At 70.0% G+C, this 11,595-nt stretch carries 9 protein-coding genes and 1 pseudogene; 6 read left to right on the top strand and 4 right to left on the bottom strand.

The genetic code is table 11. From position 1 onward, the window contains the following. Positions 1-31: 31 nt before the first annotated feature. Entirely contained in the window at positions 32-820 is a 789-nt protein-coding gene (locus ACYVK3_RS13650) for an SGNH/GDSL hydrolase family protein (RefSeq protein ID WP_460497879.1), read from the bottom strand. Between the two features lie 65 nt (positions 821-885). Further along, positions 886-1,674 carry an SGNH/GDSL hydrolase family protein gene (locus ACYVK3_RS13645; protein ID WP_460497878.1) on the bottom strand — a complete coding sequence of 263 codons (789 nt, stop codon included), beginning with the start codon at positions 1,672-1,674 and terminating at the stop codon, positions 886-888. A 225-nt stretch (positions 1,675-1,899) separates the two neighbouring features. On the opposite strand from ACYVK3_RS13645, the gene ACYVK3_RS13640 reads away from it, so the two are divergent. Then, positions 1,900-2,460: a hypothetical protein gene (locus ACYVK3_RS13640; protein ID WP_460497877.1), complete on the top strand. Its 561-nt coding sequence runs from the start codon at positions 1,900-1,902 to the stop codon at positions 2,458-2,460. On the opposite strand, the gene ACYVK3_RS13635 is transcribed toward ACYVK3_RS13640, so the two are convergent. Continuing rightward, positions 2,405-3,352 carry a DMT family transporter gene (locus tag ACYVK3_RS13635; RefSeq protein WP_460497876.1) on the bottom strand — a complete coding sequence of 316 codons (948 nt, stop codon included), beginning with the start codon at positions 3,350-3,352 and terminating at the stop codon, positions 2,405-2,407. The genes ACYVK3_RS13640 and ACYVK3_RS13635 overlap by 56 nt on opposite strands. Before the next feature lie 122 nt (positions 3,353-3,474). On the opposite strand from ACYVK3_RS13635, the gene ACYVK3_RS13630 reads away from it, so the two are divergent. Further along, positions 3,475-4,113, top strand: coding sequence for a hypothetical protein (locus tag ACYVK3_RS13630; RefSeq protein WP_460497961.1), 639 nt, complete (start codon positions 3,475-3,477; stop codon positions 4,111-4,113). Positions 4,114-4,131: 18 nt separating this feature from the next. On the opposite strand, the pseudogene ACYVK3_RS13625 reads toward ACYVK3_RS13630, so the two are convergent. Then, positions 4,132-4,599, bottom strand: a pseudogene (locus ACYVK3_RS13625) (Lrp/AsnC family transcriptional regulator); the annotation flags it as partial. 113 nt (positions 4,600-4,712) lie between these two features. On the opposite strand from ACYVK3_RS13625, the gene ACYVK3_RS13620 reads away from it, so the two are divergent. From ACYVK3_RS13620 to ACYVK3_RS13605, 4 genes are all read left to right on the top strand, one after another. Beyond that, positions 4,713-5,921: an MFS transporter gene (locus ACYVK3_RS13620; RefSeq protein WP_460497875.1), complete on the top strand. Its 1,209-nt coding sequence runs from the start codon at positions 4,713-4,715 to the stop codon at positions 5,919-5,921. An 87-nt stretch (positions 5,922-6,008) separates the two neighbouring features. Further along, positions 6,009-7,211, top strand: coding sequence for a sulfotransferase family protein (locus ACYVK3_RS13615; protein ID WP_460497874.1), 1,203 nt, complete (start codon positions 6,009-6,011; stop codon positions 7,209-7,211). 135 nt (positions 7,212-7,346) lie between these two features. Then, positions 7,347-10,235, top strand: coding sequence for a glycoside hydrolase family 2 TIM barrel-domain containing protein (locus ACYVK3_RS13610; protein WP_460497872.1), 2,889 nt, complete (start codon positions 7,347-7,349; stop codon positions 10,233-10,235). A 490-nt stretch (positions 10,236-10,725) separates the two neighbouring features. Further along, positions 10,726-11,544, top strand: a complete 819-nt coding sequence (locus tag ACYVK3_RS13605) for a hypothetical protein (protein WP_460497871.1) — start codon at positions 10,726-10,728, stop codon at positions 11,542-11,544. The last annotated feature ends 51 nt before the right edge of the window (positions 11,545-11,595 follow it).

Below are 11,595 nucleotides of genomic sequence, written 5' to 3'. Positions count from 1 at the left end.
GTTTCCGGTCGGGCCGCGGTCGGTCCACTTCTCAGAGGGCCTCGGTCAGGGCGGCGTAGTAGGCCGCCTGGCCTTCGGCATCGGGGTGGAAGGACTCGACGCCACCGGTGTAACCCAGCAGCCACGGCTCCTCATCGCAGATGGCGTGTCCTTCGAACACGTCACGCACGTCCACATAGGTGAATCCGTACTCCTCGGCCTTCGCCTCGATGACCGCGGACAGCACGTCGGCGCCCTCGTTCATCCGCACCTGCTCCTCGACGGTCACGTTCGGAGCCGACGCGCAGGTCGCCTCGCCGCTGAACAGCCGGGGGTAGCCGACCACGTAGACGTCGGCACGCCATGCGCGTTCCTCGATCTCGGAGTACACGCCGTCGAGCAGTGCCGGCAGCTCGTTCTCGATGGCCGCCTCGGCGGACTCGATCACGGGGGTGCAGTCGAAGCTCTCGGGTTGCAGGCAGGCGCCCACGGCATTGCCCCACCCGATGTCGTTGCCGCCGATGCCGACGGTGACCAGATCGGTGCGCCAGTTCAGCTCGCCGAGCTGGTTCGCGAGCAGGTCTTCGGTCTCGGCGCCGGAGCACGCCGCGAAGTCGAAGCTGCCGCGCAGGTCCTGCTCGAGCAGCGACGGATAGGCGACTTCGGAGCGCAGGCACTCCTCGTCGATGTAGGACCCGGCGCCGGTACCGGAGGAATACGAGTCCCCGAGCGCGACGTAGTCCGTGCGGAAGCAGCCCGCTTGGGCGGACGCCGCCGGAAACAGCAGCAGCGCCGCGCCAGCGGCGGCGGCCACAGTGGCCGCCCGTTTGCCTGGTTTCATACGGTCTCCTTCATGTTGGTGTCGCCGCCGATTATATGAGGCCGCGTCACGTCCTGGGAGACTCGTCACATCGCGTCTGCGAGGGTCGAGCGGTAACCCTCGGCGTGGCCTGCGCGGTTGGGGTGGTACGAGTCGCCGATCGGGTAGGTCAGCCCGTGCAACCACTCCTCCTCGTCGCAGATCGCGTGGCCCTCGAACTCGTCTCTCACGTCGATGTAGCTGAGGCCGCGGGCGATCGCGGCAGCCTCGATGACCCCCGAGAGCAGGTCGGCGCCTTGGTTCATCCGCTCCTGCTCGGCGATGCTGATGAGCCCGAACGCGTCGCAGGTGTCCTTGGCGGCGAACAACCGCGGATAGCCGAGCACGTAGACCTCGGCGCCCGGCGAGCGAGCGCCGATCTCGGCGTAGACGTCGTCCAGCAGTGCCGGGAGCCGGTCCCTCGCGAAGGCCTCCGCCCGCTCGATGTCCGAGGTGCAGTCGTAGGCGGGGATCATGCACGCCGTGACGGCGTCGCTCCATCCGATGTCGTTGCCGCCGACGGTGACGGTGACCAGGTCGGTGCCCTCCTCGAGCGCGCCGACCTGATCGGCGAGCACGTCGGCGGTGGTGGCCCCGGAGCAGGCCTCGAAGCGCAATTCGGCGCCGATCTCGTCGGCTATCAGGGCCGGATAGGCCAGCTCCGACCGCTTGCAGGCGGCGTCGGTGTACGAGCCGATGCCGGTGCCGGACGAGTAGGAGTCGCCGAGCGCGACATAGTGGACCGGCTCCTGCGCGAACGCGGCCGATGCGGGCAGGGCGACGGACAGGGCGAGGGTGGAGACGGCGATGGCGGCGGTGCGTCGTGTGATGCGCATGCGAGGCTCCGTTTCGAGTTGTGGTCGACGGGCGGAACCTTATACTCAACCGGTCAGTAACATTTGCGAAAGCAGCAGAACGCGTCGAGTCGGTAAATTTACAGAAAATTCGGTCCAAATCCGCCCCAAGGGGCACAGCGGCCTCACCGGGCGGCGAGGATACCAGGGCGGACGGGAGCGACCGATTCGGACGCCGCCGGGCCGCGCCTGGCCTACGCTGGCCCCATGGGCGAATCCACTTCCCGACGCCGCGACACCATGTCCGACCAGGCCCTCATCGAGGGCACCGGGGTCGACTGGAAGACCTGGCTGGCGCTCCTCGACGATCGCGACGCCACCTCGCTCGACCATGCGGCCATAGCGGACCTCCTCGTCAAGGAGTTCGGCGTCGACGGCTGGTGGGCGCAGTCCATCACCGTCGGCTACGAGCAGGAGCGCGGCCTGCGCGAACCGGGGCAGCGCGCCGACGGCACCTACTCGGCCACCGCCTCGAAGACCGTCCCCGTCGACACCGCGACCGCCTTCGAATGGGTCGCCGACGACGAGCGCCGCTCGCTGTGGCTCGATGATCTGGTGCTCACCCAGCGCAGCGCCGCTCCCCCGAAATCGGTGCGCTTCGACGCCTCCGACGGCACTCGCGTCCTCGTCGACCTCGCCGTCAAGGGCGAGAACACGACCGCGGTCCAAGTCGAGATCGCGCAGCTGGCCTCCGGCGAGGCGGCGGCGGAGGCTAAGGCCGCTTGGAAGGAGCGTCTGGCTCGACTTGCTGCGGCACTACCGCGATGAGCTCGGCGGCCTCCTTGGGACGCCGGCTCCGCGAACGCGAGATCGCCACGCCCGCCAGGCAGAGCGCGCCGCCGGCGAGGGTCAGCCAGCCGGGCACCTCGGCCAGGAACAGCCAGGACATGAACACCACCAGCGCCGGGACGACGTAGGTGGTCGCCGCCAATTTCCCGGCGGTCGTGAACTTCAGCGCGTAGCCCCAGGTCAGGAACGCCAGCGCGGTCGGGAACAGCCCGAGGTAGAGCACGTGGAGTCCGGCGGAGGCCGGAGCGTCTTCCAGTTGAGAGAACATGAGCGGCGCGAACGGCAGGCACAGCACCGCCGCGATCGCGTTGCCGAAGGTCGTGAACTGGAGCGAGGAGGCGTGCCGCAGCGTGGGCTTCTGGACGACCACGCTGATCGCGTAGGTCACCGCCGACACCAGGCACAGCAGGACGCCGAGCACGGAGGCGCCGTCCTCTTGGGACATGGAGAGGCTGACGACGACCACTCCGGCGAAGGAGACCGCGATGCCGGTGAACAGGCGCGGCGCGAAGCCCTCCTTGAGGAGCCATCCGCCGAGCAGCGCGATGAGGATCGGGCCGATGTTGACGATGAGCGCCGCGGTGCCGGCGTCGACGAGCTGCTCGCCCCAGTTGAGGGCGATCATGTACACGCCGAACCACAGCACGCCGGCGGTGATGATGCCCGGCCACGCCTGCCGCGCGGGAAGCCCTTCGCGCCGGAGCGCCCAGATCAGCAGCAGCACGACCGCGGCACTGGCCGCTCGCCCGAGCGCGACCGGTCCGGGGTCGAGGTGCTGTCCGACGTCGCGGATCGACACGAACGCCGAGGCCCAGAACACCACGGTGACGCCGGCCGCGAGGGCCGCCCGGACATTGATTCGCTGACTCATGGCGGCACTTTCTCCAATGCTGGGACGGGCGTCGGGCGGCGCCCAGGCGAACCTAGCACTGGGAGCCGACGATCGGGAACCGGTTTTCGGCCGGGGACGTCAGAAGGGGTATGACGATACGAATGACACTTTTGCGACTCGCTCCGGTCGCGGCGCTGCTCTCCGTGACGGCGTGCGGGGCCGGCGAGCGGGGCTCGGACGAGGAAACGGACGACGGCGCCGGTCAGGCTCCGGCGGAGGAGACGGTCTACCAGGGTTCGGGCACGGTGATCGAGACGCCCGATCACGGACCGCAGCTGGCCGGGGTCCTCGCCGAGTCCTATCCGCCGCAGGGCGGCGGCATGGACGTCGAGGGCTGGGACTGGGAGGCGGTCGAGCACGAGGAGGCCGCGGGGACCCTCTGGGGCGACTACATCGTGACCGGCACGTTCAACGGCGAGGCGCTCGTGCTGACCGAGGAGCCGATCCCCACGAGCGAGGTCGACATGGACGACTACCCGCATCTGGGGTACTCCGAGCCCGAGATGCCCGAGCCGTCCGAGGAACTGTCGGACGCCGAACTCGAGGCGATCATCACCGACCTGGCCGAGCGGTTCCCCGAGGTGGTGACCGGCGGATGGGTGGACCCCGAGGCCCGCGTCGCGCAGGTCGACACCGTGCTCGTGACCCCGGAGCTCGAGGCGTACGCGAACGAGACCTACCCCGAGGGGACGTTCGTGTTCTCGCAGCTGCTGAAGCCCATCGAGGAGTCCGGGAGCTAACTGACGCGCCGACCCCGACCAACCGTCGGAAGCGCTGACGTCACGCTCGGGGAGCGCCGGGGTGATCGGCCGGTCGCCGTACTGGGTGGACAGCACGATGTGCGTGCGCATCTCGCCGTGCTCGCCGAGCCGTTCGACCAGCCCTTCGAGGTGGGCCAGTGACGCGGCGCGGACCTTGAGCATCGTGCAGTGCTCGCCGGAGAGTTTGTGGATCTCGGCGACCTCGGGGAAGTCCTCGGCGCCGGTGGTCTTCAGCAGGCAACGGCCGAGCGTGCAGCGCAGCTGGATGAACGCCAGCAGCGGCTGTCCCGCCTTGGCGGCGTCGACGCGCGCGGCATAGCCGGCGAGGACGCCGGACTCTTCCAGGCGCCTGACGCGTTCGGCGACGGCCGGGGACGACAGGTGGATGCGGCGGCTCAGTTCGTTGAAGGACAGGCGGGCGTCGGCCTGGAGTTCGGCGAGTATCCTCCAGTCCACATCGTCCAGTTCTGGCGATCGGAAAGCACGCAACGGATCTACCTTTCGTTCGCAAGGCCGACGCGCTCGAGGGCGCCTTGTCGCCCATTCCTCTCGGGCCCTTGGCTTTCTAGCCTCAGGGCATGGGATTTCACGGTACCGCCACGGCGGTCGAAGCGTCGGGCCGCACGTTCGTCCGGCGGCCCGCGATGCGGGCACTGCGGGCGGCCGCCGTCGTCGGCGGCTTCGCCCAATCGCTGACCGGCGCGGCGGCGACACTGCTCGCCTACGAGGTGGCTGGCTCCGAGGCGGCGGCCGGGCTGCCGCAGACCGCGCTCGTGGCGGGCGCCGCGGTAGCGGCGGCGGTGTCGTCACGCCTGGCGGTGCCGTTCGGGCGCCGCCGGACGCTCGCGGCCGGAGCGGCGGCGGCGACGTCGGGCTCGCTCATCGTGACATGGGGCGCCGTCGCTTCCTCGCTCTCGCTCATGCTCGCCGGATGCGTGCTGCTCGGCGCCGGGACGGCGACCGTCATGCTCGGCCGGTACGCCGCGGCCGAGCTCGCTCCGGAGGCGACGCGGCCCCGGGCGATGGCGTCGGTGCTGCTCGCGACCACGGTCGGCGCGATCGCCGGACCGAACCTGCTGGATCCGTCGAGCCGGGCCGCCGATGCGATCGGGCTGCCGCCGCTGACCGGCCCGTTCGTATTCGGCGCGGCCGCGTTCGCGCTCACCGCGCTCGTGCTGGCCGCAGGTCTGCGCGACGACGCCCGTCCCGCGCCGGTCGAGCAGGTCGCCCGGACCGGCGCGGGCACGCTCGCCTCGGCCGTGCCCGGCCTCGCCGTACTGACGCTGTCCAACCTGGTCATGGTCTCGGTGATGACTCTGGCACCGTTGCAATTGGGACACCACGGCAGGGGCCTGGTGGCGATCGGACTGGTCATCGGCGTGCATATCGCCGGGATGTTCGCGCCCTCGCCCTTGAGCGCCGCTCTGGTAACGCGCGTCGGCGCGGCCCGCACGGCGATGCTGGGCGGGTGCGTCACGGCCGGCGCGTGCGCTCTGGCGGCGATCGGCGCGGGGAACGCCGGGACGCTCGCGGTCGCGATGGCGATGCTGGGCGTCGGTTGGAACCTCGGCCTGATCTCGGGTAGCGCGCTGCTGACCGCCGCGACGCCGCGGCAGGTGCGGCTGCGGCGCGAAGGCCTCGGCGAGGTGGGCATGGGCGTGGCCGCGGCGGCGGGCGGCCTCGCGTGCGGGCCGCTCATGGCGCAGGGCGGGTACGCCTCGCTCGCACTCGCCGGGGCGGCCGTCGCCGCCCTGGTCCCGGTACTGGCGCGGACTGTGGACCGGTAGGGCCGATTGTGCGAGAATGGCCGGCATCCATGTCGGACTGGACCCTCCTGAGGATCAGACCGGATTCATAAAGGAGTCTCCCCCAATATGCGCCGCAAGTCGACGACCACGTCCGTGCTCAACGTCCTGCTGAAGCCGATGACGGTGAGCCAGCGCAACCCGGACCGGGTCTTCGACGGCCTCGTCGCGAAGGCCGAGAAGACCACCGGCGGCGATGCCGCCGCCCTCGAGGACTTCATCGAGGAATTCCGCTTTCTGATGCACAGCTTCGTATCCGAGTCGAACCTGAGCCCCATGGGCTGGCAGAGCGTCGTCGGCGACCTGGGCAACCGCATCGAGAACCGGCTGCGCGTCCAGCGTCTCCTCGCCGAGATCCCCGCGATCGCCGATGAGCCCATCGAGCGGCCCGTCTTCATCGTCGGCCTGCCGCGAACGGCCACCACTCTGGCGCACAACATCATCGCCTGGTCCGAGGATCACCGCGGCCCCGCGCTGTGGGAATGGATGTTCACCGACGTCGACCGCGGCGAGGAGGTCAAGCGCCGCCACATCAGGGCCTCCAGGCGCATGGTGGGCACCTTCATGCGCCTCGCCCCGGCGTTCAAGGTCATCCACCCGCTCGACGCCGAAAAACCGGACGAGTGCAACTACCTGCTGCCGCACGGTCCCCACCACTTGGCGAGGGTGCTCATGCCGCAGTACCGGGAGTGGCTGGACGAGCGCGACTACCTGCCGGACTACGAGTACCTCAAGCAGGCGCTCCAGGTGCTCCAGTACGGTCGCGAGCGCAAGCGCTGGATTCTGAAGTCCCCCATGCACCTCGACCATCTCCCCGAGATCCTCAAGGTGTTCCCGGGAGCGACGATCGTGTGGACGCACCGCGATCCCGTGACGGTCCTGGGCTCGCTGTGCTCGCTCGTGGAGACCACGCAGGCCCTCCACGTGCGCAAGCCGGATCTGGACGGCATCGGCAAGATGTGGCAGGAGGTCCAGGTCGGCGCGATCGAGCGGGCGCGCGCGGCGCGCGTGAACGGCCCGCGCGAGGCATACGTGGACGTGCCGTACACCTGGCTGGCGGCCGAGCCGCATGAGAAGGTGCCGAAGCTGTACGACGCGATCGGCGCCCGGTGGACCGAGGCCGACGCCGCCAACCTCCACAGCGTCCTGGGCCGGCCCGGCATCGGCCGGCAGCACGAATACGAGCTGGCCCGATACGGGCTGAGCCCCGAAGGCGTCGAGCACGCCTTCGGCGACTACCCGAAACTCGTCGACACCCTGAAGCTCAAGTAGCGCGCCGCCGCGCGTCCGGTCGCCGGTCCGCCGCGGGCTTGGCGTCGGGTACGCGCATCGAGTAGGCTCCGCGAGGTTGCGCTCCGGCAGGCGCAGCCGCGCTGGATGAACTGCGCCCTGAAGGGAAACCTGGCGATGAGCCGAACCGATTTCGACTACGTGGAAAGCGCTAGCCCAGGCAGGGGGCGACTCGACCCGCGCGCGGCACTCCCCTCCGACGCGCCCGCGTTCAGCCTCGACGGCGACTGGCGCTTCCGTCTCGGCGCCGGCCTGCACGACCTCACCGAGGGCTTCGAGGAGCCGGGCCACGACGACGCGGGCTGGGAGACACTCGCGGTGCCGTCGAACTGGCAGATGACCGGCGTGCCGGACAAGCCGCGACTGGGCGCGCCCGCCTACACCAACACCGTCTTCCCGTTCCCGATCGATCCGCCCCGCGTCCCCGACGCCAACCCCACCGGCGAATACCGACGGACCTTCGAGCTGCCCGCCGACTGGCCGGAAACCGGCCGCACCGTCCTGCGCTTCGAGGGAGTCGACTCCTGCTTCGCGGTGTGGCTCAACGGTATGCGACTCGGTGACGGCAAGGGCTCGCGGCTCCCCACCGAGTTCGACGTCACCGAGCACGTCGCGGCCGGGCGGAACACCGTCGCCGTCCGCGTCCACCAGTGGTCGGCCGCGTCTTACCTCGAGGACCAGGACATGTGGTGGCTGTCCGGGATCTTCCGCTCCGTGAGCGTGCTGCACCGGCCCGAAGCGGGCCTTGACGACGTGTTCGCGCACGCCGACTTCGACCACGTCACCGGCCGCGGCACCCTGCGCGTCGAGGCCGAGGCACCAGGGCGCGTGCGGGTGCCCGAGCTGGGAATCGACATCGCCATCGGCGAATCGGCCTCGGTAGAGGTCGAACCGTGGACGGCCGAGACGCCGCGCCTGTACGACCTTGAGGTGTCCGCGGCGGCCGAGACCGTGAAGCTGCGGATCGGTTTCCGCACCGTCAAGGTCGAGGACGGGCTGCTCAAGGTCAACGGCAGGCGCATCCTGCTGCGCGGCGTCAACCGCCACGAATGGGACCCGGACACCGGCCGAACCCTCTCGGTCGAGACCATGCGCCGCGATATCGAGATCATGAAGCGGCACAACATCAACGCCGTCCGCACCAGCCACTACCCGCCCGACCGCCGGTTCCTCGACCTGTGCGACGAGCTCGGCATGTGGGTCATCGACGAATGCGACCTCGAGACCCACGGCTTCGTCCACGTCGGCTGGAAACAGAACCCGAGCGACGAGCCGATGTGGCGCGAGGCCTACCTCGACCGCATGGCGCGGATGGTCGAACGCGACAAGAACCACGCCTCGATCATCATGTGGTCGCTCGGCAACGAGAGCCATACCGGCGACAACCTCAAAGCCATGTCCGCGTGGGCGAAGGACCGCGACCCCGACCGACCCATCCACTACGAGGGCGACTGGGACTCGGGCTACGTCGACGTCTACTCCCGCATGTACGCCGATCACGCCGAGACCGACCTCATCGGCCAGAAGGCCGAGCGGCGCACCGAGGACCCCGAACTCGACGAGCACCGCCGCAACCTGCCGTTCATCCTGTGCGAGTACGCGCACGCGATGGGCAACGGCCCCGGCGGCCTGAGCGAATACCAGCGCCTGTTCGAGCAGTACCCCCGCTGCCAGGGTGGTTTCGTGTGGGAGTGGATCGACCACGGCGTGCGGCAGCGCACCGAGGACGGCCGCGAGTTCTTCGCCTACGGCGGCGACTTCGGCGAGCCGGTCCACGACGCGAACTTCATCGCCGACGGCCTGGTCTTCCCCGACCGAACGCCCTCCCCTGGCCTGATCGAGTACAAGAAGGTCATCGAGCCGGTCAACATCCAGATCCACCCCGAGAGCCGGACCGTCTCGATCGCGAACGGCCACGACTTCCTCGACACCGCGCACCTGCGCTTCACCTGGCGGCTGGAGGACGGCGGGGAGCCGGTCGCGGCCGGTGAAGTCGACGTTCCGCCCGTGGCACCCGGCGATTCGGTGTTCGTCGCATGGCCCGAGGAGCTGAGCGAGGCCGCCGGGACCGCGGCAGGCGGGGAGCGCTGGCTGACCGTCCGAGCTCACCTCGCCGCCGACGCCGCGTGGGCCGAGGCGGGTCACGAGATCGCATGGGGCCAAGGACGGCTCGAGGCGGGCCGGCCGATCGCCGCGCCGGTCGCCGGAGGCGAGGGCTCGGCCGTGTTCGACGCCCACGGGCGCCTCGTGGAGCTCGCCGGGCTGGCCGTCGAGGGCCCGCGACTGGATCTGTGGCGCGCCCCGACCGACAACGACCTGCTCGGTTGGCACGGCAGCGTCGCGGACGCCTGGCGCAGGGCCGGCCTCCACCGCTTGGAGCACAAGCTGCTCGATCTCGCCGAGGAGCGCGGGGACACCGTCGTGCGCACGCGCGTCGCCGCGGCCGGGACCGACGCCGCGATGGCGGCCGTCTACCGGTGGCGCCTCGATGGCGACCGCGCCTGGCTGACGCTCGAGGTGCATCCCGAGGGCGGGTGGGAGGGCCCGATCCCCAGGCTCGGGCTGCGCCTGACCGTGCCGAAGGAGCTGGACCAGGTGACCTGGTTCGGTCTCGGACCCGGCGAGGCCTACCCCGACACCCGGGCGGCCGGACGAGTCGGCCGCTTCAGCGCGACCGTGGCCGAGCTCCAGACGCCATACGTGCACCCGCAGGAGAACGGCAGCCGCGCCGACGTGCGCTGGGCGTCCCTGTCCGGCGACGGCCGCGAGCTGAGGGTGCTCGGCGCCCCGCGGTTCGCCTTCACGGCACGGCCGTGGAGCAGCGAGGACCTCGACAAGGCCGAGCACCCGACCGACCTGGTCGAACGCGACCGCCTCTACGTCAACGTCGACGCCGCACTCCAGGGCATCGGCACGGCCTCGTGCGGCCCGGGCGTACTGCCGCAGCACCGGCTGATGCCGGCGCCGGTCTCGTTCACTGTCGGCTTCGAGGCCACCGTCCGATGAGCCCCCGCCCCCGCCGGGAATACCGGCGGGGGCCATTCCAGGCAGGCAGACCTGACTGCGACCGCGCTGGGCTCGGAGTGAGGTGAAGTGAAGTGAAGTGAGGGTGAGGTGAGGGTGAGGTGGAGTGGGGTGACGTGGAGTGGGCTGGGTTGGGTTGCGCCCGAGGAGACCTGAAATGGAAGGTGGGGCGCTGGCGGGAACGGTGTGGCGTTGATGGTGGCGCTGCGCTAAAGGCGTCAGCGACGAAGAGCTGAGTTCGTTGTGGACGCTGGGTCGGCGGGCGTGCCGGTGGGATGTGCCTCTGCGCGGGCGGGGCGCTTGTTTCCGGTCTCGCTTGCAGCCCAGGGTGATCGGTGGCTCCGAGCGGGGAAACGTGAGTGTTTTCCCACCCTAATGGGTGATGACAAGCGAGCTGCGACCTGGGAGAATAGAGGTATAGCCCGAACCGGCGGAAACAGCAGGTTCGTACGAGACCTCAAGGAGGTGTGACATGGCCAAAGCGAGCACGAAGCCCAGCAGGACCGAGCGGAGCGAGCGGGCGCAGGCCATCCACACCAACCTTGATGAGGCCGCCGCGTTGATGAACTCGGTGCACGCGCGAGTGCTGTCGGACGTCATCGACGCGAAAGCCTGGAACATCCACCGCGACTGCGACGGCTTCTCTGCCCTCCGTGAATGGCTGGTCGCCACCTTCGACTTCCACCTCCGCGTCGCCGCCGACCTGGCCGCGATCGCCCGCACTGCCGGGAAGTTCACCGTGCTCGCCGAGACCGCGACGTCGGCTCGGGCGCGGATTGACCGGGTCGCGGCAGCCGTGCGCCGCCTGGACGCCACCAAGGCCTTGCGTGTGTACGCGCGGACTCCCTACCGCGAGCCGGTCCCCTCCCCCTTCGACGCCGAGACGCTGTGTGCGACCCCCGAGCATTTGATCGCGCAGTACTGCATCCACGCCACCGTCAAGGATGTACACGCCCAGCTCGACGAACTCCAAGCCGCACTCGACTCCGGTGAGGAGCTGTTGGACGGGCTGGGGCAGCAGTCGTTGCAACGGCTCGACTTGGTGGAGACCGAGAACGGCATGTTCGTCCTCTCCGGGCTGCTGTCTTCGGATACCGGGAAGCTGTTCGCCAAGCTCCTGACGACAGCGGTGCCCCCGCCCCGGCAGGACGAGGTCGACCAGGACGGGTGCCTGCCGCCTGCGGCGAACCGCCGCGCTGAGGCGTTCCACCAGGTGCTCGCGGCCCACGGGGCCGACCCGCACGCGGCCAAGCGGCACGGGCACACCGCCATCCTGCACCTGGGGGCTTAACCCTTTGACGTTGACACCTTGATCTCCCGGGCCGGTAGGGTTCGGGTTGCA

This window comes from Glycomyces tarimensis, from assembly GCF_054776215.1.
This window is presented reverse-complemented; position numbering and strand designations above follow the sequence as displayed.

Bases quoted from the DNA above. Each gene is read 5' to 3' on its own strand.
- ACYVK3_RS13650 (WP_460497879.1), bottom strand. From the start codon at position 820: ATGAAACCAGGCAAACGGGCGGCCACTGTGGCCGCCGCCGCTGGCGCG.
- ACYVK3_RS13645 (WP_460497878.1), bottom strand. From the start codon at position 1,674: ATGCGCATCACACGACGCACCGCCGCCATCGCCGTCTCCACCCTCGCC.
- ACYVK3_RS13640 (WP_460497877.1), top strand. From the start codon at position 1,900: ATGGGCGAATCCACTTCCCGACGCCGCGACACCATGTCCGACCAGGCC.
- ACYVK3_RS13635 (WP_460497876.1), bottom strand. From the start codon at position 3,352: ATGAGTCAGCGAATCAATGTCCGGGCGGCCCTCGCGGCCGGCGTCACC.
- ACYVK3_RS13630 (WP_460497961.1), top strand. From the start codon at position 3,475: ATGACACTTTTGCGACTCGCTCCGGTCGCGGCGCTGCTCTCCGTGACG.
- ACYVK3_RS13620 (WP_460497875.1), top strand. From the start codon at position 4,713: ATGGGATTTCACGGTACCGCCACGGCGGTCGAAGCGTCGGGCCGCACG.
- ACYVK3_RS13615 (WP_460497874.1), top strand. From the start codon at position 6,009: ATGCGCCGCAAGTCGACGACCACGTCCGTGCTCAACGTCCTGCTGAAG.
- ACYVK3_RS13610 (WP_460497872.1), top strand. From the start codon at position 7,347: ATGAGCCGAACCGATTTCGACTACGTGGAAAGCGCTAGCCCAGGCAGG.
- ACYVK3_RS13605 (WP_460497871.1), top strand. From the start codon at position 10,726: ATGGCCAAAGCGAGCACGAAGCCCAGCAGGACCGAGCGGAGCGAGCGG.